Origin of the sequence: Micromonospora sp. NPDC047670 (genome assembly GCF_043204915.1) — a bacterium.
Lineage (GTDB): Bacteria > Actinomycetota > Actinomycetes > Mycobacteriales > Micromonosporaceae > Micromonospora.
On the sequence record NZ_JBIDDA010000020.1, the window covers coordinates 82144 to 105715 of the forward strand.

Below are 23572 nucleotides of genomic sequence, written 5' to 3' on the forward strand. Positions count from 1 at the left end.
TGCGGCTCGCGTGCCGCATGATCCGGACCGCGGCCGGGTGCGGGTCAGGCTTCGGTCTCGGAGCGGTCGGCGGCCCAGCGGGTGTGGAAGGTGCCGTCGCGGTCGACGCGGTGGTAGGTGTGCGCGCCGAAGTTGTCCCGCAGCCCCTGGACCAGCGCCGCCGGGAGCCGCTCCGCGCGCAGCGCGTCGAAGTACGCCAGCGACGAGGCGAACGCGGGCGCCGGCACCCCGGCCCCGGCCGCGTCGGCGACGACCCGCCGCCAGCTCGGCACGCCGTCGTTGACCGTGTCCGCGAACCACGGCGCGACCAGCAGCGTCGGCAGCTCGGGCTGCTCGTCGTACGCCTGCCGGATGCGGTCCAGGAAGCGGGCCCGGATGATGCAGCCGCCCCGCCAGATCGTCGCGGTGCCGCCCAGGTCGATGCCCCAGTCGTACTCCCGGGAGCCGGCCCGGATGTGGTCGAAGCCCTGCGCGTACGCGACGATCTTGGAGGCGAGCAACGCGCGGCGGACGTCCTCGACGAACGTCTCCCGATCGCCGACCTGCCACTTCCCGCCCGCGTCCGGGAACGCCCGGCGCGCCGCCGCGCGCTGGTCGGCGTGCCCGGACAGCGACCGGGCGAAGGTCGCCTCGGCGATGCCCGTGATGGGGATGCCCAGGTCGAGGGCGCTCTGCACCGTCCAGCGGCCCGTGCCCTTCTGCTCGGCGCGGTCCAGCACGACGTCCACGAACGCCCGGCCGGTGGCCGCGTCGGTGTGCGCCAGCACGTCCGCGGTGATCTCGATGAGGAAGGACTCCAACTCGCCGGAGTTCCAGTCGCGGAAGATCTCCGCGATCTGCGCCGGCTCCGCCGACAGCCCGGCCCGCAGCAGGTCGTACGCCTCGGCGATGAGCTGCATGTCGGCGTACTCGATGCCGTTGTGCACCATCTTGACGAAGTGCCCGGCCCCGTCGGGCCCGATGTGCCGACAGCACGGCACCCCGTCCACCTGGGCGGCGATCCTCTCGAAGATCGGGCCGAGCTTGCGGTAGGACTCCGCGGACCCGCCGGGCATGATGCTCGGGCCGCGCAGCGCACCCTCCTCGCCGCCGGAGACGCCGGTGCCGACGAAGTGCAGCCCGTGGCCCCGCAGCGCCTCCTCCCGTCGGCGGGTGTCGGCGAAGTGCGCGTTGCCGCAGTCGACGACGATGTCGCCGGGGTCGAGCAGTGGAACCAGTTCGTCGATCACGGCGTCGGTCGGCCCGCCCGCCTTGACCATCACGATCACCGCCCGGGGCCGCTCCAGCGAGGCGACGAAGTCGGCCATCGACTCGGCCGGCAGGAACCGCCCCTCGTCGCCGTGCTCGGCGACCAGGCCGCGGGTGCGCTCCGGCGAGCGGTTGTGCACCGCCACGGTGAAGCCGTTGCGGGCCAGGTTGCGGGCCAGGTTCCGGCCCATCACCGCCAGCCCGGTCACGCCGATCTGCGCCGTCGCCCGCTCGGCCATCCGTCCGCCGCCCTCCTGCCGCCCGACACCTGCCGCTGCGACCGTATCGCGGCGTGCGGCGGACGCGAGGTCGTGTCGGGCAGCCCGCCGTCGCCGCGTTCCATCCGGACCAGGCCGCTTACGGATTCAGCGCCGCCGGGCGGGTGACGGGGAACACGATCAGCGGGCCGCCGGTCGTGCCGGTAATTCGCGTGCGCCCGACAGGGCCGGGGGGATAGCGTGTGGGCATGCGTAACTGACGCCTCACCTCCGAGCCGGCCCGCCGCCTGACGGCCGCGGTCCGCGTGCTCCCGGGCGTCCGCATTCCCACCTGCCGCCGAGGCGGCGGTGTCCTTCGAGGTCGCATCCGGGGAGCAGTCCCTGTCCCGCCCGACCGTCGCAGCCCGACGGTCGCCCACGACGTGGGCCCCGGCACCGGACGCAGCGCCGGAGCCGACACGGCCCGCAGACTCAAGGAGGCACCGGATGCCCGCCAGGCGCAACCCGAAGAAGTCCCGCACCACCCTGTCCACGCCGCCCGCCGCCGACCTGACGCCGGCCAACCTCGACGAGGTCGCGGTCGCGCCGGTCGTGCCGGTGCTCCCGCTCGACCGGCCGGCGGCGCCGAAGGCCGGTCCGCCGGTCTCCGGCGCCGTCCGCGCCGGCGGTTCGCGCGGCCAGCGGGCCGGCCAGACCCGGCGGTACGCCTTCCGGCGCAGCTGACGGGGCCCGCCGGGTGGGGTCGTCGCGACGGCCCCACCCGGCCCGTACGCCTCAGCCGACCAACGGGCGGAAGGTGCCGAGCAGCACGCTGACCGTCAGCGCCGCCCCGGCGAGCGCCCCGGCCCCGGCGATCAGCAGCCAGTCGGCGGCGACGAAGCGCTGCCGCCGGGCGACCGTACGCGGTGTGCCGGCGTCGAAGCCCCGGGCATCCATCGCCACGGCCAGCCGGGTGCCCCGCCGGATCGCGCCGACCAGCAGCGCGAAGGCCGTGGAGGCGAACAGCCGCAGCTTCGCCAGTGGGTCGCGGCCCGCCTCCACCCCCCGGGCCCGGCGGGCCATGGAAATCATCTGCCACTCCTGCCCGAGCAGCGGCACCAGCCGGAACGCCGCCAGCGCCCCGACGGCGAACCGGGCCGGCGCCCTCGCGTTCTGGATCAGGGCGTCCGCCAGGTCGGTGGGGTCGGTGGTGGCGAACACGATCACGCCGGGCAGCGCCACGGCGAACATGCGCAGCACCAGGCCGAGCGCGGTGAGCAGCACCCCGGAGGTGACCACCGCCGGACCGGCCTCGACCAGCACCCGGCCGGAGCGCTCGGCCGCGAAGAGCACCAGCGTCACCACGACGCCCACCGCGCCGACGAGCAGCGGCCAGGCCCGCCGGGCCAGCACCCGGTAGCGGACCCCGAACAGCGGCAGCACGGCCAGCTCGACGGCGATGGCGATCGCCGGGGCCACCGGGTCCAGGGTGGCGATCAGGACGAACGAGAACACCAGCGCCGCGGCGAGCTTCGCCACCGGGTTGCGCCGGGCCAGCGGCGCGTCCGGCGTGGCGACGGGCTCCAGACTGATCACGGCCGCTCCCGGCGGATGGGACCGCGGAGGCGTCGGGTCGGCTTCGGGCCCTCCGTGGCCGTCCCCGGGTGACGGCCGGGTCGCGGGGTCGTCCTCCGGCCGGTCACGGGCGGTCCAGGGTGAGGCGTCGGTCCGCCAGGGCGGCCACGAACTCCGGGTCGTGGGTGACGGCGACCAGGCCGTGCCCGGCGTCGCGCAGCTCGGCGAAGAGGTCCACCAGCTCCAGCCAGGTCCGTCGGTCCTGGCCGAAGGTCGGTTCGTCGCAGACGAGCAGGCGTGGCGCGGTGGCCAGGGCCGTCGCCACGCTCAGCCGCCGCGCCTCGCCGCCGGAGAGGGTGTACGGGTTGGCCGCGGCGAGCTTCGTCAGCCGCAGCCGCGACAGCAGGTCGTCCACGGCGGAGCGGACCGCCGCCTCGGGCTGGCCGGTGCGGCGCGGGCCGAGCGCCAGCTCGTCGAAGACGGTGTTGGTGACGAACTGGTGCTCCGGGTCCTGGAAGACCGAGCCGATGCGGCGGGCCAGCGCCGGGGCGCGCCAGCGGTGCGGGGGAGTGCGGGCGTCGGCGCCGGCCAGTGCCGCCGTCGCCGCGACCCGGCCTGCGCCCGGCTTGAGCAGCCCGCCGAGCAGCAGCGCGAGGGTGGACTTCCCGGCCCCGTTCGGGCCGAGCACGGCGAGCGTCTCGCCGGCGCGTACCGCCAGGTCGACGGCGGCCAGCCGGGGCGGCAGGCCGAGCCGGTCGGCGGTGAGCAGCACGTCGCCGGCCGGCGCGGCGGCGTGGCGGGGCGGCACGGTGCGGCCGGGCACCCAGACGCCCTCGGCGGCGAGCGCGTCGCCGTGCGTGCCGAAGACGGCCTCGGGTGTGCCGTCCGCGCGGACGCCGCCCGACGGTTCGAGCACGACCACCCGGTCGACCAGGGGCAGCGCCTCGGCGACCCGGTGCTCGACCAGGATCAGCGTGGTGTCGGCGTCCAGCGCGCCGGCCACCGCCGCCCGGATCAGCGCGGCGCCGGCCGGGTCCAGGTTGGCGGTCGGCTCGTCGAGCAGCAGTAGCCCGGGACGCAGGGCCAGCACCCCGGCCAGGGCGAGGCGTTGCTGCTCGCCGCCGGAGAGGGCGGCGGTGGGCCGGTCCCGCGGGTACGGGAAGCCGACCCGGGCCAGCGCCTCGTCGACGCGGGGCCAGATCTCGTCGGCGGGAACCCCGCGGTTCTCCAATCCGAACGCCACGTCGTCGCCGCTGCGGGCCATCACGAGCTGGGTCTCCGGGTCCTGGAAGACGATGCCGACCCGCTCCCGGCCCTTGCGGGGGTCGAGCCCGTCGATCTCGACGGTGCCCTCCTGCTCGCCCGAGTCCTCCGGCAGCAATCCGGCCAGCGCGGCGAGCAGGGTGCTCTTGCCGGCCCCCGACGGCCCCAGCAGCAGCACCCGCTCACCGGCCTCGACGCGCAGGTCCACCCCGCGCACCGCCCATGCCCGACGACCGGCGTGCCGCCACCCGAACCCCCGCAGCGTCACCGCTCCCATGTTCGGCACACCCTCTCCCGCCCGCCGACGGCGGGGTTGTCGCCGTTCGACGCGGCGGGTGCGGGCGACAACCTCATGGTCAACGCGGTTCCGTCGGGTCGGTTCGGTGGGCGCGGGTCAGATGGCGGCGCGTTCGCGGCCGGCGGGGAAACGGTCCAGGGCGCCCGTGCCGGCCAGGGCGCGGGTGAGCGCCCACCCGCCGGCGCCGGCGACGACCGTGGCGCTGACGACGGTGAGCAGGGCGTACGGGATCCGGTAGCTGCCGAGCGCGTAGTCGACGTTCCAGACGAAGAAGTCGAACAGCGCCGCGCCCAGGCCGGTCAGCGCGCCGGCGAGCAGCGCGGTGGGCAGCCGGAACGAGCGGTACCGGAACGCGGCGAACGCCACCTCGGCGCCGAGCCCCTGGATCAGGCCCTGGACGATGGTGATGCCGCCCCACTCGGAGCCGAGCAGCGCGGAGACCGTCGCGGCCACCGCCTCACAGAAGAGCGCCGCGCCGGGCTTGCGGACCACCAGGCCGCCGAGCACGGCCGGGACCAGCCACACGCCGTACATGATCGCCTGGCCGGCCGGGAAGAACGCGAACGCCGGGTCGACGGCCCGCCACAGCAGCCCCCAGGCCCAGAAGATGACGCCGAACGCCACCGCGATCACCGCGGCGACGACGACGTCGAGTGTGCGCCACCGGGTGGTCGTGTTGTCTCGCATGATGTGCTCCCAGTCCTGAACGCGAACCAGGAGAAGACGCACGCCGCGCCCGGTGTGCCGGACGTCGACGCGGCTGGAGGTCGACCGAACTCCCTGCGCTGGCATTACCCAGATCAGGTTCGAGGGTCTGCGGGCGGTGCCCGCACTCTCAGCGCTGTGCGCTCCCCTGTCGGATGTGAAGTTGTCGCGCCGACGCTAACACCTTTGAAGATCATCGAGCAAAGTGATCTTTTCGCAGGTCACCCGCGCGTTCGATCGACCCCGTCGATTCCGGCCGGTAGTCTCCGGGCGGCCACCGGCACAAGCGGCAGAGGGGCACGTACGTGACATCCGAGGTTGACCGCGGGGCGCCCGAAGGCGGGCGGGGGGCGGTCGGCGCGGCCGCGCCGGACGTACCGCCGACGGAGCCGGCGGGCGGCGGAGCCTGGCGGCCCGGGTCCGTCGAGGTGCTCGCGGGCCTGCTGGTCCTGCTGGTCGTCTTCCGGGAACCGATCGCCCGCGCACTGTCCGCGCCCCGGCTGCAGACCTGGACCACCGTCTTCGTCTCGGTCATGGTGCAGGCGGTGCCGTTCCTGGTCTTCGGCGTGGTCCTCTCCGCGGTGATCGCGGTCTTCGTGCCCCGGTCGTTCTGGGCCCGGGCGCTGCCGCGACACCCCGCGCTCGCGGTGCCGGTGGCGAGCGCGGCGGGCGTGGTGCTCCCCGGCTGCGAGTGCGGTTCGGTGCCGATCGCCGGGTCGCTGATCCGGCGCGGGGTCACCCCGGCCGCCGCGCTGGCCTTCCTGCTCGCCGCCCCGGCGATCAACCCGATCGTGCTCACCGCCACCGCGGTGGCGTTCCCCGACGACCCGGAGATGGTTCTCGGCCGCGGCGTGGCGAGCCTCGTCGTCGCGATGGTCATGGGCTGGCTGTGGCTGCGCCTCGGCCGGGCCGACTGGATCCGGCTGCCCCGCCGGCCCGAGCTGGACGACGGCTCGCGCGGGCGGGCGTTCTGGGCGGCGGTCCGGCACGACGTCACGCACGCCGGCGGGTTCCTGGTGATAGGCGCGGCGGCCGCCGCCACGATCAACGTCGTCGTGCCCGAGCGCTGGTTGCAGACCCTCGCCGACGAGCCGGTGCTCTCGGTGCTCGCGCTGGCCGTGCTCGCGGTGCTGCTCTCCCTCTGCTCCGAGGCCGACGCCTTCGTCGCCGCCTCGCTGTCGCAGTTCTCGCTGACCTCCCGACTTGTCTTCCTGGTGGTGGGGCCGATGGTCGACCTCAAGCTCATCGCGATGCAGGCCGGCGTCTTCGGCCGGCGGTTCGCGCTGCGGTTCGCCCCCGCCACCCTCGCGGTGGCCGTGGCGGTCGCCGCCGCGACCGGGGCGGTGCTGCTGTGAACCGGCAGGCGCAGGCCGTCGTCCTGCTGCTGCTCGGGGGCGCGGTGGTCCGGGCCAGCCTCACCGACCTGCACCTGCGCTACGTCAAGGAGGGGCTGCGTCCCTTCCTCGTCGCCGCGGGCCTGCTGCTGGTGGTCGCCGCGGTCATGACCCTCTGGTACGAGCTGCGCCCGCTCCTGCGGCGCACCGGCGCGCCCCCGTCGGCCGACGGGCACGACGCCGACCACGACGGGCACGGCCACCACGAGCCGCGGGTGGGCTGGCTGCTGATCCTGCCGGTGCTGGGCCTGCTCCTGGTCGCCCCGCCCGCCCTCGGCTCGTACGCGGCGGGGCAGGCCGGCACCGCGCTCTCCGCCCGGCAGCAACCCTCCGACTACCCGCCCCTGCCCGCCGGCGACCCGGCGCAGGTCACCGTGCTCGACTACGCCTCCCGGGCGCTGTTCGACCGGGGCGCCTCCATCGGGCAACGCCGGGTCCGGCTGACCGGCTTCGTCACCACTGGCCCCGACGGCCGGCCGCTGCTGGCCCGCATCGTGCTCTCCTGCTGCGCCGCCGACGGGCGGCCGGTCAAGCTGGGCCTGACCGGCGCCGTGCCCGAGGGGCTCGCCGACGACACCTGGATCGAGGTGACCGGCCGCTACAGCGACCGGATCGCCCGGGACCCGGTCAACGACGCCGAGATCCCGTACCTGGACGTGGAGTCCTGGCGGCAGGTGCCCGTGCCCCGACGTCAGTACGAGTGACCCGCGCCCGCCCTGGGTAGGCTGGCGATCATGCGGATCGACGCCCGGGGCCTCACGTTCGACGTACGCGTCGGCGGTCCGGAGGGCGGCGCGCCCGTCCTGCTGCTGCACGGCTTCCCGCAGCACAGCGGGGAGTGGGACGACGTGGTCCCGGCCCTGCACGCCGCCGGCCTGCGCACGTACGCGCTCGACCAGCGCGGCTACTCGCCCGGCGCGCGGCCCGAGGCGGTCGAGGCGTACCGGATGCCGGAGCTGGCGGCCGACGCGATGGCCGTGCTGGACGCGCTGGGCGTCGACGCGGCGCACCTGGTGGGGCACGACTGGGGCGCGATGGTGGCCTGGGACCTGGCGGCCCGTCACCCGCAGCGGGTCCGCACGCTGACCGCGGTTTCCGTGCCGCACCCCGCCGCGATGGCGCACGCGCTGGCCGAGGATCCGGGGCAGAAGGCCCGCTCGGCGTACATCGCGCTGTTCCGCAAGCCGGGCACGGCGGAGAAGGCGCTGCTGGCGCTGGGCGCGACGGGGCTGCGCCGGATGCTGCACGGCGTCGGCGGCGACGGGCGGGTGGCCGCGTACGCCGACCCGATGCGCGAGCCCGGCGCGCTGACGGCCGCCCTGAACTGGTACCGGGCGATGTCCCGCCGGGACATGGCGGCCACCGGGCCCGTGCCGGTGCCGACCACCTTCGTGTGGAGCGACCGCGACATCGCGATCGGCCGGAGCGCCGCCGAGGCGTGCGCCGCGCACGTGGGCGCCGACTACCGTTTCGTCGAGCTGTCCGGGGTGAGCCACTGGATCCCCGACGAGGCGCCCGCGAAGCTGGCCGAGGCGATCCTGGCCCGGGTGCGGCCCCCGGCCTGACCGGCGGGGCGCCGCCCGGCGCCGCAGGCGGCCGGGCGTCCTGGAGGGACGGACGACATGGACGGAGGAGACATGACGGTGAGCGCCGAGGACTACCTGGCCGTGGTGACCGACACGATGCGCCGGGTGGCCACGAGCCAACGGGAGGCGGTGGGGCGGGCCGCCGACCTGATCGCCGACGCGGTGCGTGCCGACGGGGTGGTCCACGCCTTCGGCACCGGCCACTCCGAGGCGCTGGCGATGGAGATCGCCGGCCGGGCCGGCGGGCTGGTGCCGACCAACCGGATCGCCCTGCGGGACCTGGTGCTGGTCGGCGGCGCGCCGGCCGACGTGCTCGGGCCGCTGCTGGAGCGCGATCCGTCGGTGGCGCACCGCCTCTACGAGCTGGCCCCGGTCGGCCCCCGGGACGTCTTCGTGCTGGCCTCCAACTCCGGCGTCAACGGCGCGATGGTGGAGTTCGCGTCCCTGGTGAAGGCGAAGGGGCACGGGCTGGTCGCGATCACGTCGGCGCAGCACTCCGGGCAGATGACCTCGCGCCACCCGTCGGGCCGCAAGCTCGCCGACTTCGCCGACGTGGTGCTCGACAACGGCGCCCCGTACGGCGACGCGACGCTGCCGCTGCCCGGGGGCGGGGCGGTCGGCGCGGTCTCCTCCATTACGGCGGCGCTGCTGGCGCAGCAGATCACGGTCGAGGTGGTGGCGCGGCTGCTGGCCGCGGGGGAGCGGCCCCCGGTCTACCTGTCGGCCAACATCGCTGGCGGCGACGAGCACAACAACGCCCTGGAGGCCCGGTACGCCGGCCGCATCCGCCGCGGCTCCTGACGGCGCCGCCGGGGCGCCGCCACCGCAGACGCGAGCCGGTTTCGTGGCTCCGTCGGTGGGGCATCAGCGTTGCTGCCGACGGGCCCACCCCGTCGGCAGTACCGTCTGACCGGAGGTAGCCCGTGTCCAAGGAAACCGAGCGGCAACGCTGGCAGCGCAACTTCGCGGACCTGTTGCAGGAGTTGCGGGTCGCCCAGACGGGTGTGCAGATCCTCTTCGCCTTCCTGCTCACCCTGCCGTTCAGCAACGGTTTCACGCGCACGAGCGGCTTCCAGAAGGACGTCTACATCGTCGCGCTGCTGTCGGCGGCCGCCGCGACCGCGATGATCATTTCCCCGGTGGCGTTCCACCGGGCGCTGTTCCGCCAGGGCCGCAAGCCGGAGCTGGTCCGTTTCGCCCACCGGATGGCCAGCGGCGGCCTGGCCTTCATGCTGATCTCGATGGTCAGCGCGGTGCTGCTGATCACCGACTTCGTGCTGGACCGAAGCGTCGCCCTGGTGCTCAGCGGCATCACCGGGCTCTGGTTCCTCACCTTCTGGGTGTTCCTGCCGTTCGCGCGGCGCAACTGGGGCGAGGACGACGTCGACGACGAGGACGACGACCGGGCGAGCCTTCCCGGCGACTGACGCGCGTCGGCGGAACTCGATATCCACCGAACGCTACCCCTGGGTAACACCCGGGGGTAGCGTGCTGTTTGTCGAGCACGTCGACGCAGCCGGACCGAGGTTCGAGGGGGCAGCCGTGACCACGACGCACAACAGTCGACCCACGCCGGACGGCGCCGACCAGCCCGCACCGACCACCACGGGGGGCGCGTCGGCCGGCGGGAACCAGCCCGCACCGACCACCACCGGGAGCACGTCGACGGCCGGCACCGACCAGCCCGCACCGGCCGCGACGGGAGGCACCTCGACGCCGGGCACCGCCGGGCCGCTGCCGAAGGAGGCGGGGCAGGTCTCCGAGAAGGAGGCGCGCCAGGTCGCCGAGGCGGCCCGCGAGTCCTCGTGGGACCGGCCCAGCTTCGGCAAGGAGCTCTTCCTCGGCCGCTTCCGGCTCGACCTCATCCACCCCTGGCCGCGGTCCGACGCGGCGGACGTCGCCCGGGCCGACGAGTTCCTCGGCCGGTTCCGCGAGTTCCTCACCTCCGAGGTGGACGGCGCGGCGATCGAGCGGGACGCGTCCATCCCGGACGAGGTGTTCCACGGCCTCGCCCGGCTCGGCGCGTTCGGCATGAAGATCGACCGGTCGTACGGCGGGCTCGGGCTGAGCAACCTGCACTACTGCCGGGCGCTCATGCTGGCCGGCTCGGTCAGCCCGGCGATCGGCGCGCTGCTGTCGGCGCACCAGTCCATCGGCGTGCCGCAGCCGCTGAAGATGTTTGGCACCACCGAGCAGAAGCAGCGCTTCCTGCCCCGGCTCGCCGCCGGCGAGGTGTCCGCGTTCCTGCTCACCGAGCCGGACGTCGGCTCCGACCCGGCCCGCCTGGCCACCACCGCCGAACCGACGCCCGACGGCACCGGCTACCGGCTCAACGGGGTGAAGCTCTGGGCCACCAACGGCACGGTCGCCACCCTGCTGGTGGTGATGGCCCGGGTCCCCGGCGGCGAGGGACGGCGCGGCGGCATCACCGCCTTCGTCGTCGAGGGCGACAGCGAGGGCATCACGGTCGAACGGCGCAACGCCTTCGTCGGCCTGCGCGGCCTGGAGAACAGCCTCACCCGCTTCCACGACGTCTTCGTGCCGAAGGAGAACGTCATCGGCGGCGAGGGCAAGGGCCTGAAGATCGCGCTGACCACCCTCAACACGGGGCGGCTGTCGCTGCCGGCCATGTGCGTGGGCGCCGGCAAGTGGGCGTTGCACGTGGCCCGGGAGTGGTCCGCCGACCGGGTGCAGTGGGGCCGGCCCGTGGGCGAGCACGAGGCGGTGGCCCAGAAGCTCTCCTTCATCGCCGCGACGACGTACGGCATGGAGACCATGCTCGACCTCTGCTGCCTGCTGGCCGACGACGACCGCAACGACATCCGGATCGAGGCGGCGCTGGTCAAGCTCTACGCCAGCGAGATGGCCTGGAAGATCGCCGACGAGCTGATCCAGATCCGGGGCGGCCGCGGCTACGAGACGGCCGACTCGCTGGCGGCGCGGGGCGAGCGCCCGGCCGCCGTCGAGCAGATGCTGCGCGACCTGCGCATCAACCGCATCTTCGAGGGCTCGACCGAGATCATGCACCTGCTGATCGCCCGCGAGGCCGTCGACGCGCACCTGTCGGTCGCCGGCGACATCATCGACCCGGAGGCCGGGCTCGGCCGCAAGGCGCGCGCCGGCGCGCGGGCCGGCGCGTTCTACGCGAAGTGGCTGCCCACCCTGGCCGTCGGCAAGGGCCAGCGCCCGTCGGCGTACGCCGAGTTCGGCCCGCTCGCCGGCCACCTGCGGCAGGTGGAGCGCGCCTCGCGCAAGCTGGCCCGGTCGACGTTCTACGCGATGTCCCGGTGGCAGGGGAAGATGGAGCGCAAGCAGGCGTTCCTCGGCCGGGTGGTGGACATCGGCGCGGAGCTGTTCGCGATGTCGGCGGTCTGCGTGCGCGCCTACGCCGAACGGGACACCCGGCCGGAGAACGTCGAGCTGGCCGACCTGTTCTGCCGGCAGGCCCGGGTGCGGGTCGACGCGCTCTTCACCGCCCTGTGGGACAACACCGACTCGGTCGACGTGGCCGCCGCGAGGCGGATCCTCGACGGGCGCTACGCGGGCCTGGAGGACGGCGTCATCACCCCGGCCGACGACCTGCCGTGGGTGGCGCGCTGGTCGCCCGGCCCGTCCACCACCGCCGACGTCCGCCGCCGCGTGTAGGGAGAAGGCGTCCTCCGCACCGGACGGGGCCCGTACCGGGCCGATGCCGCACGGGGCCGGGCCGGCTCGCACCGGCCCGGCACCCCGGCGGGTCAGTGGGCGATCGCCCAGGCCAGGATCGCCGCGAGGAGCAACCCGTTGAGCACGGCCAGCCCCAGGTAGGCCGCCGGGGGAATCTTGCGGCCCTTGCGGACGAAGTTGACCAGGACGGCGGCGTAGCCGAGCAGCAGCACGGCGATGACGACCAGGAAGTAGAACACCCGACGACCTTAGCGGCCGCCCCGCAGGCCGAGTTGGCGCAGCTCCAGCGCGGCGAGCGCGTCGACGGTGTCGTCGTCGCCGCGCCGCCACGCCTCCGCCACGTCGGGCGCGATCCGGGTCAGCCGACCCAGCGGCTGGGTGGCCAGCGCCCGCAGGGCCAGCAGGTCCCGGCCGGCGGGCGCGGCGGCCAGCTTCGCGGCCGAGGAGGCGCGACGCACCCAGCGCACCCGCAGCGGCAGCCAGCCGAAGAGCACCAGGCCGAGCGGGAAGACCAGCACGGCGACGGCCAGCGCGAGAGCGAGCTGGTCGACCAGCTCCTGCTGGTCCCGCCCGGCCTCGGCCAGCGATCGGGCGGCGCCGGCCGCCCGCTCGAACGGTGCGGTCAGCTCGTCGCCGACGAGCGGCACCCGGCCGACCTTGCCGCCCGCCTCGGCCAGGTTGTCGGCGAGGCCGCCGCCGGCCCCCTCCAGCTTCTGTCCGGGTACGGCGAGCTTCTGGACGAGGTCGTGCAGCCACAGCGCGCCGCGGACCGCGCCGTACACCCAGACGACGACGAGCAGGTCGGTGATCAGCTGTCGGACGACGGTAGGGAAGCGATCAGCGTAGATCTTCACGCCGGACAGCGTGCCACGTGCGGCCGCCCCCGGCACGCGGCGCGTACGGCCGCACCGCCCTGCCTGTCCGGCACGCCCGGCTACGACGTCCCGTTCTCCTTGGCGATCGCCTCGCGTACGGTCGGGACGATCTCCCGGGCCCAGCGGCCGAGGGAGACGGCATCCTGCGTTCCGCCGTCGGGTGCGAAGAGCACGAAGCCCGACGCGCCGTGCGCCAGCACGGCGCCGGTCAGCTCCTCGACCCACTGGTCGACCGAACCGCCGACCCATCGGCCGGCGCGGTCGCGTGGGGCGGCCAACGGCCGGTCGGTGATGCGCCCGGGGAGGTTGAAGACCGTGCGGATCTCGCGCGGGTCGCGGCCCACGGCCGCCGCCGCCTCGTCGATGATCGGCCGCGACGTCCGGTAGCGCTCGCTGAGCCAGTCCGCCGCGTGGCCGGGGATCCAGCCGTCGGCCACCCGGCCGGTGGCGGCCAGGGATTTCGGGCCGACCGATCCGGTCCACACCGGAGCCGCGGGCACCGGAGCCGGTTCGATCCGGTCCACCTGGTAGTGGCGGCCCCGGTAGGTGACCGGGGGGCCGCCGCCCGAGAGCTTCTTGACCAGGACGATCGCCTCCTCGAAGGCGTCCACCGCGGCGCCCGGTGAGAGCCGCGGCACGCCCATGTCGGCGATGCGGTCCCACAGCCCGCCCGCGCCCATGCCGAGCACGACGCGGCCGCCGGAGAGCGCCGACAGCGACGTCACCGTCCGCGCCAGCATGGGAGCGGGCCGGGTGGGCAGGTTGGTGACGTTGGCGAAGCCCGAGAGGCGCCGCGTACGCCCGAGGACGAATCCGAGGGTGGCGTACGCGTCCAGGCGCGCCCCGAGGTAGGGATGGTCCGACAGCGAGAAGATGTCGAGCCCGTCCCGGTCGGCCTGCTGGGCCGCGCGCAGCAACTCCGGTCCGTCGTCGATGTCGCTGTGCGCGCCGAAGCCGAAGACGACCTGCGGTGCGGATGGGCCGTTGTGGCCGGGGCCGGTGTGCTCCATGTGTGCCAACCCTTCAGGCGGTGCGGAACTGCTCGGCGAAGCGACCGGTGAACAGGTCGACGCCCTTGTACTCGGAGACGGTCTCGGCCGGGACCGGGACCGGGCCGTCGGGGGTGGGCAGCTGGCCGACACCGCCGCGCGGTCCGAGCGGGAGCAGGATCATGGGGTCGGGCTGGGGCCGGTAGGTGGCCGACGGCTCCTCGCCGCGCAGTTGGGCGACGATGTTCCGCGCCACGACCTCGGCGTGCTGCATCGCGTACCCGGCCATCTTCGCCTCGGCGACATCGGTGATGTCGCCGACCGCGTAGACGTGGTCGTACCCGCGGACGTTGAGGGTCTCGGTGACGGGCACCTGTCCCTGCGGCGTGCGGGTCGTGAGCCGGCCGTCGGCGAGGTAGTCGCTGTTGACCTGCACGCCGTGGGCGCGGAACCAGATGTCGGCGGTGATCTCGTCACCGTCGGTGGTGGTGACGGTGAAGGTTTCGGCCTGCCCGGGCTCCGTCGTCGGCGGCACCGTCAGGCCGGTGCCCAGCCGCACCCGGATCTCCAGTTCGTCGAGCTGGCGGTGCAGGTCCTGGCGCACCTCCGGAAGGAAGCCGGGCAGCAGCTGCTCGGACGGGTCGACGACGGTCACGTGCTTGTGCGGCCAGACCTCCTTGATCTCGCCGGCCAGTTCCAGACCGACCGGCCCGGCGCCGAGGATCAGCACCCGGTCGGCGTTCGTCAGTTCCTTGTTGGTCCGGCGGAGGTCGTCCAACGCCTCGTTGGTGGCGTCGGCGTCGGGCTTGGCCGGGTAGGCGTAGCGGGAGCCCGAGGCCAGGACCAGGTAGTCCGCCTCGACCCGCCGACCCGAGGCCAGGGTGACGCCCCCGGGGTCCACCGAGACCGCGCGGTCGCGGATCACCGTGCCGCGCCCGAGCAGGGTCTCGAAGGAGAAGAACATGTTGGGCGCCCAGTCCGGCCGGGTCACCGCCCGCAGCGACGCCGCCGAGTTGACGAACGCGTCCCGGGGGTCGACGAGGACGACGTCGGCCTCGGAGTCCAGCTCCTTGGCGACCGCCGACCCCCCGTACCCTCCGCCGATGACCACGACGGTACGACTCATGATCCACACCTCTTCGAAGTCGGTTCCCAGGTGACCGTGCCGGTCACGTCACCGACTCTCGCCGTCGTCGCGGCGACCAGGAAGGCCGGGCCGAGGCTGGTAGTGGCGGGGACATGATCCCGATCGCGGCGACTGTTACGTTCGAAGCCGTGAGTGACAACGAGCTGGGTCTGTTCCTGCGTACGCGGCGTGCGACGGTCACGCCCGCCGAGGTGGGGCTGCCCACCGGGCCGCGCCGGCGCACCTCGGGCCTGCGCCGGTCCGAGGTCGCGGCGCTCGCCGGGGTCAGCGTGGAGTACGTGACCCGGCTGGAGCAGGGCCGCGACCGCCGGCCGTCCCCGCAGGTGCTGTCCGCGCTGGCCGACGCGCTGCGGCTCACCCCGACGGAGCGTGTGCACCTGTACCGCCTCACCAAGGCGACCGACCCCGGCTTCGCCTGCCGGGGCCACGTCGGGCCGGGCCGTCTCGTCCGCCCGGCCGTCCAGGCGCTGCTCGACCGTCTGGAGCCCACCCCGGCGCTGCTGCTCAACCAGCTCACCGACGTCCTGGCCTGGACGTCCGGCTACGAGCGGCTGGTCGAGCCCGTGGGCCTGCTCGAGGGCGCACCGCCGAACCTGGCCCGGTTCGTCTTCACCGACAGCCGGGCGCGTGCCGCCTACCCCGACTGGGACCACGTCGCGGACGAGCAGGTAGCCGCGCTCAAGCACGGGCCGTTCCGGGCGGATCCGCACATCGCGGCCCTGGCCGACGAGCTGACCCTGGCGGCGGGGGAGGCGTTCACGCGGCGCGTCGACACCGTTCCCGGGCTGCCGAAGTCCAACGGCGTCATGCGCCTGGCCCACCCCACGGCGGGCGGGCTGCGCCTCGCCTACGAGACGCTCGAACTGCCCGCCGACGACGACCAGTCCCTGGTCGTCCACCTGCCGGCCGACGCGGCCACCGCCGCCGCCCTCGACCGCCTCACCAGCCCGCAGCCGGCCGGGCTGCGCCTCGTCTCCGGCTGACCGACGGGGCGAGCGCCAGGATGATCCGCCGTGTCGAGCGCCGGGACGGTCCGCGGGGCCGACCCGCCCGCCGCGAGCGCCCCGGAGGGGCCGTGCCGGGGAAACGCGTCAGCCGGCGCAGGCCGGGCAGGTGCCGAAGATCTCCAGAGTGTGGCTGACGTCGGCGTAGCCGTGCTGCGCCGCCACCCGCTCCGCCCAGTTCTCCACCGCCGGCCCGGCGACCTCGACCGTGCGGCCGCAGCCGCGGCAGACCAGGTGGTGGTGGTGTCCCTCGCTGCAGCGGCGGTAGAGGTGCTCGCCGCCCGGCGGTCGCATCACGTCGATCTCGCCCGCGTCGGCCAGCCCCTGGAGGGTGCGGTAGACGGTGGTCAGGCCGACCCGCTCGCCGCGCTCGCGCAGCATCGCGTGCAGCTCCTGCGCGCTGTGGAAGCCCTCCATCTCGGCGAGCAGCGCGCTGACCGCCGAGCGCTGCCGGGTGTTGCGGACCGCGGAACTCGTCATGACCCCTCCCCGGCGTGGCTGACCGCGTCGGCCACGATGTGCGCGACGTGCTCGTCGACCAGGGCGTACGCGATCTCGCGCCCCCGCCGCGAGCCGCGCACCACGCCGGCGCCCCGCAGCACCCGCAGGTGCTGGGAGACCAGCGGCTGCGCGGCCCCGAGCTTGTCCACCAGCTCGTGCACGCAGCGTTCGCCCTCGGCGAGCTCGCTGACGATGGCCAGCCGGATCGGCGCCGACAGGGCACGCAGCAGTTCGCTCGCACCCTCGAAGGCGTCGTAGCCTGATCCGTCGGTCACCCTGTAACGGTAACCAATCCCATCGGCACGCCGCTGAGCAGGATCAGTGGAGCACCACCTCGTGCGGCTCGGGCGCGGGGGCGGCGGCCGGGGTGCGCCGCCGGCGCAGCACCCGCCAGGCGGCCCCGAGGAGCGCGACCACCCCGAACGAGGCGATCGCCATCAGCACCACCGATGCGCCGGGGGCGGTGTCGGCGTTTGCGGCCGCCCAGACCCCGGAGCCGGCGGCGAAGAGGCCGAGCGCCATCGCCGCCGCCATCGTGCTGCGGAACCCGCGGGTCACCTGCTGCGCCGTGGCCACCGGCACCACCATCAGCGCGCTGATCAGCAGCACGCCGACCGCCCGCATGGCGATCGTCACGGTGACCGCGGTCGCCACCGCGAGCAGCAGGTTGAGCGTGCGCACCGGCAGCCCGGACACCCGGGCGTACTCCTCGTCGTGGCAGACCGCGAACAGGGCCGGGCGCAGCGCCAGCATGATCACCCCGATCGCCGCCCCGAGCACGGCGATGGTGGTCAGGTCCTGCGGCGAGATGGTGGTCAGCGACCCGAAGAGGTAGGCGTTGAGGTTGGCGCTGGTGCTGTCCGAGAGCCCCACCAGCATCACGCCGCCGGCGATGCCGCCGTAGAAGAGCAGGGCCAGGGCCAGGTCGCCGGAGGTGCGGCCGCGGGCGCGGACCAGCTCGATCGTGATCGCGCCCACGGTCGCCACGACCACCGCGACCAGCACCGGGGACCGGTTGAGCAGCAGGCCCGCGCCGACGCCGGTGAGCGCCACGTGCCCCACCCCGTCGCCGATCAGCGCGAGCCGCCGCTGCACCAGGTAGATGCCGAGCGCCGGAGCCGCCAGGCCGATGACCAGCGCGCCGATGAGGGCGCGCTGCATGTAGGGGTACTGGAAGAGTTCCATCTCAGTTGCTCCACAGCCCGGCGGGCTCGTCGGGACCGTGCGGGTGCACGTGGTCGTGGTCGGGCTCCGCGTGGTGGCCGGCGGGCTCCGGCACTCCGCCGTCGTGGCAGATCCCACCCTGGTGTACGACGACCGCCCGGCTGATCAGCGGCCGCAGCGGCCCGAGCTCGTGGGCGACCAGCAGCACCGTGCCGCCACCGCCGACGAAGTCGTGCAGCGCCCCGGCGAACGCCTCCTGGCTGGCCGCGTCGACCCCGGCGGTCGGCTCGTCCAGGACGAGCAGCTCCGGCTGGCCGGCCAGCGCCCGGGCGATCAGGGTTCGCTGCTGCTGCCCGCCGGAGAGGGTGGCGACCGGATCACGGGCGCGGTCGGCGAGCCCGACGGACGCCAGGGCCGCGTCGACGGCGGCCCGGTCGGCGCGCCCGGCCGGGCGCAGGACGCCCCGGCGGGCCAACCGGCCGGAGGCCACCACCTCGCGGACGGTGGCCGGTACGCCGCTGCCGGCGCCGAGGCGCTGCGGGACGTACCCGATCCGGTGCCACTGCCGGAAGCGGCGCAACGGACGGTCGAAGAGGGTGACCGACCCGGAGCTGAGCGGCACCAGGCCGAGCACGGCGCGGATCAGGGTGGACTTGCCGGAGCCGTTGGCGCCGAGCACGGCGACCACCTCGCCGGCGGTCACGGTCAGGGAGACGTCACGCAGCACGGGGCGGCCGTCGTAGCCGACCACCCCGTGCGTGACGGTGATGACTGGGGATGTCACGAGCAGCTCAACGCCGTCCTCAGGGTCTGCAGGTTGGTACGCATCACCGAAAGGTAGTCGCCTCCGTCGGTCGACAGCCCTTCGAGCGGGTCCAACACCGCGGTCTTCGCGCCGACCTGGTCGGCGATGGTCTGGGCCACCTTCGGGCTCACCAGCGTTTCGAAGAAGATCGTGGTGGCCTTGTGCTCCCGGGCCTCCTCGATCACCTCGGCCAGGCGCTGCGGGGACGGCTCGTTCTCGGGGCTCAGCCCGGTGATGCCGATCTGCTCCAGCTGGTAACGCTCGGTCAGGTAGCCGAAGGCGGTGTGGCTGACCACGATCTCCCGCCGCTGGCACGTCTTGAGCCCGGTCGTGAACTCGGCGTCCAGCTTCTCCAGTTCGGTGCGCAGCACCGCGGCCCGGGCGGTGTAGTCGGCCGCCCGCTCCGGGTCGGCCCGGCCGAGCCGCTCGGCGAGCTTGTCGCCGACCGTGGCCAGGCGGGTCGGGTCGAGCCAGAGGTGCGGGTCCTTGCCGCCGCCCTCCTCCTCGGCGTGGGGCTCCCCGGTCGCGCCGGCTTCGCCCTCGTGCTCGTGTCCGCCGGCCGCGGCGTCGCGTAGCGGCTGCACGGTGGCCACGTCGAACGCGCGGTCCCCGGCGTTCTGCTCCACGGCCTCGTCCACGTTCGGCTGGAAGCCCTTCAGGTAGACGACCAGCTCCGCCTCGCTGACCTGGCCCACCTGCCCGGGGTTGAGCTCCAGGTCGTGCGGCTCCGCCCCGGGCTTGGCCAGGTTGGTGACCTTCACCGCGTCGCCGCCGATCCGCTCGGCGACGAACTGCAGCGGGTAGAAGGCGGCCACCACGTCGACCCGCTGCGGGTCGGCGCCGGCCGCGCCGTCGTCGGAACAGGCCGCCACGCCGCCGAGGGCGAGCAGGGCGGTGGTGGCGGCGGCCAGGGCGCGGGGGGCGGAGCGGATGTTCATGACATGAACCTTCCGCGACAACGACAATGATTGTCAAAAACGCATGCTTGCATGTCAGAGCAGCTTCACCAGGCCCGCGGTGACCAGCAGGGTGAGCGCCACCAGCCGGATCACCCGGGTCGGCGCGGTCTGCACCGACCAGGTGGTGACCAGCAGCGCGGCGACGGCCGCGGCGAGCAGCAGGGTGAGCAGCCCGCCGGCCACGCCGGGGGTGAAGAACGCGGCCAGCACCAGCACCAGGGTGACCAGGAACACGGTCGTCGGGTTCGCCCGGGCCAACCGGGCCGGCATCCGGCTCTGCGTACGCTGCATCCCACAGACTCTACGAGGAGGAACCCGGTGCTGGTGACGAACCGGTTCGTGGTGGACGTCGATGTCGCCGACGACTTCACCGAGCGGGCGCACGCCGCCCTCGCCGCGCTCGCGGCCCGCCCCGGTTACCTGCGCGGGCAGCTGGTCCGGGCGTTGGACGACCCGCGGCACTGGTGCCTGGTCACCGAGTGGGAGTCGGTCGGCACCTACCGGCGCGCCCTCGGCGGCTTCGACGTCAAGGTCACGGCGGTGCCGCTGCTCGCCGAGTCGGTCGACGAGCCGTCCGCGTACGAGGCGCTCGCCACCGCCGCGCCGGGCGGGGACGTGGTCGTGGCGGCCAGCGATCGGGCCGCTGGTCCGTACCGCTGAGCGCGGGGGCACTAGATTGCTTGCATGACCGCTCCCGGACCGGCGGCACCGCCGCCGTTTTCTTCGCTGCCCGGCCAGGAGGGGGCGCAGCCGCCCGTCGTGCCCGGCCCGCCGGCGGATCCGGGCGTGCCCGCCCCGCCGGCCGGTCCCGGGGTGGCCCCGCCGTTCGCGGCGCCGCCCACCGAGGGGCGCAACACCCGGCTCTGGCTCGGGCTGGGCGCCGGGGCGCTCGCCGTGCTGCTCTGCTGCGGCGGCGGCGGCGCGGCCGTGGTGGGTCTGGCGGTGACCGGGGTGCAGGCCGTCCGGGAGCAGGGGCGCACCGTCTCCACCGACTACTACCAGGCGCTGGTCGAACGGAAGTACGGCGCCGCGTACGACCAGCTCTGCGACGACGCGCAGCGGCGCGAGTCGCGCCGGGAGTTCGAGCGCCGGGTCTCCACCGAGCCGCAGATTTCGGCGTTCCGGGTCGGCGAGGTGGACGCCACGACCCTGACCGTTCCCGTGGACGTGACCTACACCGGCGGCCGGCAGGACCGACAGGAGGTCGTCCTCGGGCAGGACCGGCAGACCGGCGGCATGGAGGTGTGCGGGGTCAACTGACCCGCCCCCGGTATTCTGCTGGGCTCGGGGTGGTGCTGGTCGTACCGTTGTCCCGAACTGCTCGTTCCGTCCCTTTATCGCGTCCCCGCCGACCGCCAGTCGGCGTAGGAGGAAACATGCCAGCCGACCGTATCGACGCCGTCGTCAGCCTCGCCAAGCGCCGAGGCTTCGTCTTCCCCTCCAGCGAGATCTACGGAGGCACCCGGTCGGCGTGGGACTACGGTCCGCTCGGCGTGGAGCTGAAGGAGAACGTCCGCCGGCAGTGGTGGAAGACCATGGTCCAGCAGCGCGACGACGTGGTCGGCCTCGACTCCGCCGTGATCCTGGCCCGCGACGTCTGGGCCGCCTCCGGCCACCTCGACGCCTTCGTCGACCCGCTGACCGAGTGCCAGTCCTGCCACAAGCGGTTCCGGGCCGACCACCTGGAGGAGGCGTACGAGGCCAAGCACGGCAACCCGCCGGCCTCGCTGAGCGAGCTGAACTGCCCGAACTGCGGCAACAAGGGCACCTTCACCGAGCCGAAGATGTTCAACGGCCTGATGAAGACCTTCCTCGGCCCGGTGGAGAGCGAGGAGGGCATGCACTACCTGCGTCCCGAGACCGCCCAGGGCATCTTCGTCAACTACAAGAACGTCGAGACCGTCGCCCGCAAGAAGCCGCCGTTCGGCATCGCGCAGACCGGCAAGTCGTTCCGCAACGAGATCACCCCCGGCAACTTCATCTTCCGCACCCGCGAGTTCGAGCAGATGGAGATGGAGTTCTTCGTCGAGCCGGGCACCGACGAGCAGTGGCACGAGTACTGGCTCCAGGAGCGCTGGAACTGGTATCTCGACCTGGGCCTGTCGGAGGGCAACCTGCGCTTCTACGAGCACCCCAGGGAGAAGCTCTCCCACTACTCGAAGCGCACGGTGGACATCGAGTACCGCTTCCAGTTCGGCGGCACCGAGTTCGCCGAGCTGGAGGGCATCGCCAACCGCACCGACTTCGACCTCAGCACCCACAGCAAGCACTCCGGCGTCGACCTGTCCTACTTCGACCAGACGAAGCAGGAGCGGTGGGTGCCGTACGTGATCGAGCCGGCCGCCGGCCTCACCCGGGCGGTGCTCGCCTTCCTGCTGGAGGCGTACGACGAGGACGAGGCGCCGAACACCAAGGGCGGCGTGGACAAGCGCACGGTGATGCGGTTCGACCCACGGCTGGCCCCGGTCAAGGTGGCGGTGCTGCCGCTGTCGCGCAACGAGGCGCTCTCGCCGAAGGCGAAGGGCCTCGCCGCCGACCTGCGCAAGCGTTGGGTGGTGGAGTTCGACGACTCGCAGGCGATCGGCCGCCGCTACCGCCGGCAGGACGAGATCGGCACCCCGTTCTGCGTGACGGTCGACTTCGACACCCTGGACGACAACGCGGTGACCGTGCGAAACCGGGACACCATGGCTCAGGAGCGCATCTCCCTGGACCAGGTCGAGCGCTACCTCATCGAGCGCCTCCCCGGCTGCTGAGCTGCTGAACGGGGCCTCGGTCGGCGCGGGAACGTGCCGGCCGGGGCCCCGTACACTTGTCCGGTGACCGCGCCGACCGTTCCCGCACTGCGCCCGCTGACCCTCGGGCGGCACCAGGTGTGGCCGCCGGTGGTGCTCGCGCCGATGGCGGGCATCACCAACGTCGGCTTCCGGCAGCTCTGTCGGGAGCAGGGCGGCGGCATCTACGTCTGCGAGATGATCACCACCGTCGCACTGGTGGAGCGGAACCCGAAGACGCTGCGCATGATCGCGTTCGGCGGGGACGAGCGGCCGCGCAGCCTCCAGCTCTACGGCACCGACCCCGACATCACCGCCGCCGCCGTGCGGATCGTGGTCGAGAAGGACCTCGCCGACCACATCGACCTCAACTTCGGCTGCCCGGTGCCGAAGGTCACCCGCAAGGGTGGCGGTTCGGCGCTGCCGTGGCGACGCCGGCTCTTCGCCCGCCTGGTGAAGGCCGCGGTGGACGCCGCGTCGCCCGCCGGCGTGCCGGTCACGGTCAAGATGCGCAAGGGCATCGACGACGACCACCTGACGTACGTCGAGGCGGGGCTCGCCGCGCAGGACGCCGGGGTGGCGGCGGTCGCCCTGCACGGGCGTACGGCGGCGCAGCGCTACTCGGGCACCGCCGACTGGGACGCCATCGCCACGCTCAAGCAGGCGCTCGACGTGCCGGTGCTCGGCAACGGCGACATCTGGGAGGCCGACGACGCGCTGCGGATGGTGGCGCACACCGGCGTCGACGGGGTGGTGATCGGCCGGGGCTGCCTGGGCCGGCCGTGGCTCTTCGCCGACCTGGAGGCCGCGTTCAACGGCCGCCCGGAGCGCCGCCTGCCCACCCTCGGCGAGGTCGCGCGGACCATGCGCCGTCACGCGGAGCTGCTGGTCGACCAGTTCACCGCCGGCTCCCGCACCCCGGCCCGGGGCGAGCGGGACGGTTGCACCGACTTCCGCAAGCACGTCGCCTGGTACCTCAAGGGCTTCCCGGTCGGCAGCGAACTGCGGCGCGAGCTGGCGATGATCGACAGCCTCACCCAGCTCGACGACCTGCTCGGCAAGCTCGACCCGACCGAGCCGTTCCCGGTCGCCACGCTGGGCCAGCCGCGCGGTCGCACCAACTCGCCCGGCAAGGTCTTCCTGCCGGACGGCTGGCTGGCCAGCCGGGACGACGACACCGTGCCCGAGGGTGCGGAGCTGGCCGATTCGGGCGGCTGAGCCGGCGCCGCCCGCCGATGGCAGCCCGCTACGCGGCCTGGCCGACGCGCACGACAAGGGCCGGCCCCCGGGTGGGGGTCGGCCCTTGTCGTGGGTTGTGACGGGTGTAGGTCAGGCGGTGTAGCCGCGGGTGGCGATCCAGTCGGCGAGGTTGTCGATGCTCATCCGGTAGGAGGCCTGGGCGGGGTCGGCGGAGTCGGCGAT

26 protein-coding genes, 1 pseudogene and 1 riboswitch are annotated in these 23572 nt (G+C 74.1%); of the genes and pseudogenes, 12 read left to right on the forward strand and 15 right to left on the reverse strand.

Going from position 1 to position 23572, the window contains the following annotated elements:
* Positions 1–44 precede the first annotated feature (44 nt).
* Complete coding sequence (gndA, locus tag ACGF7U_RS29655; protein WP_393112265.1) at positions 45–1487, reverse strand: NADP-dependent phosphogluconate dehydrogenase; 1443 nt, start codon at positions 1485–1487, stop codon at positions 45–47.
* Positions 1488–1952: 465 nt separating this feature from the next.
* Between gndA and ACGF7U_RS29660 the strand changes: the two genes are divergently transcribed.
* A complete protein-coding gene (locus tag ACGF7U_RS29660) occupies positions 1953–2189 on the forward strand; it encodes a hypothetical protein (protein WP_393112267.1) in 237 nt (78 codons plus the stop codon).
* A gap of 51 nt (positions 2190–2240) precedes the next feature.
* Here the strand turns inward: ACGF7U_RS29660 and ACGF7U_RS29665 are convergent, their stop codons facing one another.
* The 3 genes from ACGF7U_RS29665 to ACGF7U_RS29675 form a co-directional block, all read right to left on the reverse strand.
* A complete protein-coding gene (locus ACGF7U_RS29665) occupies positions 2241–3041 on the reverse strand; it encodes an energy-coupling factor transporter transmembrane component T family protein (RefSeq protein WP_393112269.1) in 801 nt (266 codons plus the stop codon).
* Positions 3042–3144: 103 nt separating this feature from the next.
* Positions 3145–4560, reverse strand: a complete 1416-nt coding sequence (locus ACGF7U_RS29670; protein ID WP_393112271.1) for an ABC transporter ATP-binding protein — start codon at positions 4558–4560, stop codon at positions 3145–3147.
* Positions 4561–4677: 117 nt separating this feature from the next.
* Positions 4678–5268, reverse strand: a complete 591-nt coding sequence (locus ACGF7U_RS29675; protein WP_393112273.1) for an ECF transporter S component — start codon at positions 5266–5268, stop codon at positions 4678–4680.
* Positions 5269–5340: 72 nt separating this feature from the next.
* Positions 5341–5446, reverse strand: a riboswitch (TPP riboswitch).
* 145 nt (positions 5447–5591) lie between these two features.
* Here ACGF7U_RS29675 and ACGF7U_RS29680 point away from each other — a divergent pair.
* The 6 genes from ACGF7U_RS29680 to ACGF7U_RS29705 all read left to right on the forward strand — a co-directional run bounded on the left by ACGF7U_RS29680 (position 5592) and on the right by ACGF7U_RS29705 (position 11911).
* Positions 5592–6641, forward strand: a complete 1050-nt coding sequence (locus tag ACGF7U_RS29680; RefSeq protein WP_393112275.1) for a permease — start codon at positions 5592–5594, stop codon at positions 6639–6641.
* Positions 6638–7384 carry a TIGR03943 family putative permease subunit gene (locus ACGF7U_RS29685; protein WP_393112277.1) on the forward strand — a complete coding sequence of 249 codons (747 nt, stop codon included), beginning with the start codon at positions 6638–6640 and terminating at the stop codon, positions 7382–7384. Before ACGF7U_RS29680 ends, ACGF7U_RS29685 begins: the two co-directional genes overlap by 4 nt.
* Before the next feature lie 30 nt (positions 7385–7414).
* Positions 7415–8245: an alpha/beta fold hydrolase gene (locus ACGF7U_RS29690; RefSeq protein ID WP_393112279.1), complete on the forward strand. Its 831-nt coding sequence runs from the start codon at positions 7415–7417 to the stop codon at positions 8243–8245.
* Between the two features lie 72 nt (positions 8246–8317).
* The gene (locus ACGF7U_RS29695; protein WP_393112329.1) at positions 8318–9067 is read left to right on the forward strand and encodes a sugar isomerase domain-containing protein; all 750 of its coding nucleotides are present in this window, start codon (positions 8318–8320) and stop codon (positions 9065–9067) included.
* A 122-nt stretch (positions 9068–9189) separates the two neighbouring features.
* Positions 9190–9693, forward strand: coding sequence for a DUF6328 family protein (locus ACGF7U_RS29700; protein WP_393112281.1), 504 nt, complete (start codon positions 9190–9192; stop codon positions 9691–9693).
* A 307-nt stretch (positions 9694–10000) separates the two neighbouring features.
* Positions 10001–11911: an acyl-CoA dehydrogenase family protein gene (locus ACGF7U_RS29705; protein ID WP_393112331.1), complete on the forward strand. Its 1911-nt coding sequence runs from the start codon at positions 10001–10003 to the stop codon at positions 11909–11911.
* A 92-nt stretch (positions 11912–12003) separates the two neighbouring features.
* Here the strand turns inward: ACGF7U_RS29705 and ACGF7U_RS29710 are convergent, their stop codons facing one another.
* The 4 genes from ACGF7U_RS29710 to ACGF7U_RS29725 all read right to left on the reverse strand — a co-directional run bounded on the left by ACGF7U_RS29710 (position 12004) and on the right by ACGF7U_RS29725 (position 14922).
* On the reverse strand, positions 12004–12171 hold the full coding sequence (locus ACGF7U_RS29710; protein WP_393112283.1) for a hypothetical protein: 168 nt from the start codon (positions 12169–12171) through the stop codon (positions 12004–12006).
* Positions 12172–12180: 9 nt separating this feature from the next.
* Positions 12181–12786 carry a hypothetical protein gene (locus tag ACGF7U_RS29715; protein ID WP_393112285.1) on the reverse strand — a complete coding sequence of 202 codons (606 nt, stop codon included), beginning with the start codon at positions 12784–12786 and terminating at the stop codon, positions 12181–12183.
* Between the two features lie 80 nt (positions 12787–12866).
* Positions 12867–13817, reverse strand: coding sequence for an LLM class flavin-dependent oxidoreductase (locus ACGF7U_RS29720; RefSeq protein ID WP_393112287.1), 951 nt, complete (start codon positions 13815–13817; stop codon positions 12867–12869).
* A 13-nt stretch (positions 13818–13830) separates the two neighbouring features.
* Positions 13831–14922: an NAD(P)/FAD-dependent oxidoreductase gene (locus ACGF7U_RS29725; protein WP_393112289.1), complete on the reverse strand. Its 1092-nt coding sequence runs from the start codon at positions 14920–14922 to the stop codon at positions 13831–13833.
* A 149-nt stretch (positions 14923–15071) separates the two neighbouring features.
* Here ACGF7U_RS29725 and ACGF7U_RS29730 point away from each other — a divergent pair, with 149 nt between their 5' ends.
* Positions 15072–15926, forward strand: a complete 855-nt coding sequence (locus tag ACGF7U_RS29730; RefSeq protein ID WP_393112291.1) for a helix-turn-helix domain-containing protein — start codon at positions 15072–15074, stop codon at positions 15924–15926.
* Positions 15927–16034: 108 nt separating this feature from the next.
* On the opposite strand, the gene ACGF7U_RS29735 is transcribed toward ACGF7U_RS29730, so the two are convergent.
* Genes ACGF7U_RS29735 through ACGF7U_RS29760 form a run of 6 tightly spaced genes read right to left on the reverse strand, consistent with a single transcriptional unit; the run spans position 16035 to position 19667 of the window.
* Positions 16035–16427 (reverse strand): Fur family transcriptional regulator, encoded by a 393-nt coding sequence (locus tag ACGF7U_RS29735; protein ID WP_393112293.1) that lies wholly within the window; start codon positions 16425–16427, stop codon positions 16035–16037.
* Complete coding sequence (locus tag ACGF7U_RS29740) at positions 16424–16723, reverse strand: metalloregulator ArsR/SmtB family transcription factor (protein ID WP_088998913.1); 300 nt, start codon at positions 16721–16723, stop codon at positions 16424–16426. The genes ACGF7U_RS29735 and ACGF7U_RS29740 overlap by 4 nt, the downstream gene beginning before the upstream one ends.
* A gap of 43 nt (positions 16724–16766) precedes the next feature.
* Positions 16767–17633 carry a metal ABC transporter permease gene (locus ACGF7U_RS29745; protein WP_393112296.1) on the reverse strand — a complete coding sequence of 289 codons (867 nt, stop codon included), beginning with the start codon at positions 17631–17633 and terminating at the stop codon, positions 16767–16769.
* Position 17634: 1 nt separating this feature from the next.
* Positions 17635–18396 carry a metal ABC transporter ATP-binding protein gene (locus ACGF7U_RS29750; RefSeq protein ID WP_393112298.1) on the reverse strand — a complete coding sequence of 254 codons (762 nt, stop codon included), beginning with the start codon at positions 18394–18396 and terminating at the stop codon, positions 17635–17637.
* Complete coding sequence (locus ACGF7U_RS29755; protein WP_393112300.1) at positions 18393–19355, reverse strand: metal ABC transporter substrate-binding protein; 963 nt, start codon at positions 19353–19355, stop codon at positions 18393–18395. The genes ACGF7U_RS29750 and ACGF7U_RS29755 overlap by 4 nt, the downstream gene beginning before the upstream one ends.
* A gap of 54 nt (positions 19356–19409) precedes the next feature.
* Complete coding sequence (locus tag ACGF7U_RS29760; RefSeq protein ID WP_393112302.1) at positions 19410–19667, reverse strand: hypothetical protein; 258 nt, start codon at positions 19665–19667, stop codon at positions 19410–19412.
* Positions 19668–19694: 27 nt separating this feature from the next.
* Here ACGF7U_RS29760 and ACGF7U_RS29765 point away from each other — a divergent pair, with 27 nt between their 5' ends.
* The 4 genes from ACGF7U_RS29765 (at position 19695) to dusB (ending at position 23368) form a co-directional block, all read left to right on the forward strand.
* Positions 19695–20036 carry an antibiotic biosynthesis monooxygenase gene (locus ACGF7U_RS29765; protein ID WP_350710738.1) on the forward strand — a complete coding sequence of 114 codons (342 nt, stop codon included), beginning with the start codon at positions 19695–19697 and terminating at the stop codon, positions 20034–20036.
* A gap of 126 nt (positions 20037–20162) precedes the next feature.
* Entirely contained in the window at positions 20163–20636 is a 474-nt protein-coding gene (locus ACGF7U_RS29770; RefSeq protein ID WP_393112333.1) for a hypothetical protein, read from the forward strand.
* A 116-nt stretch (positions 20637–20752) separates the two neighbouring features.
* Positions 20753–22132 carry a glycine--tRNA ligase gene (locus ACGF7U_RS29775; protein ID WP_393112304.1) on the forward strand — a complete coding sequence of 460 codons (1380 nt, stop codon included), beginning with the start codon at positions 20753–20755 and terminating at the stop codon, positions 22130–22132.
* A 63-nt stretch (positions 22133–22195) separates the two neighbouring features.
* Complete coding sequence (dusB, locus tag ACGF7U_RS29780) at positions 22196–23368, forward strand: tRNA dihydrouridine synthase DusB (protein WP_393112306.1); 1173 nt, start codon at positions 22196–22198, stop codon at positions 23366–23368.
* A 111-nt stretch (positions 23369–23479) separates the two neighbouring features.
* On the opposite strand, the pseudogene ACGF7U_RS29785 reads toward dusB, so the two are convergent.
* Positions 23480–23572: pseudogene (locus ACGF7U_RS29785) on the reverse strand (phytochelatin synthase); the annotation flags it as partial.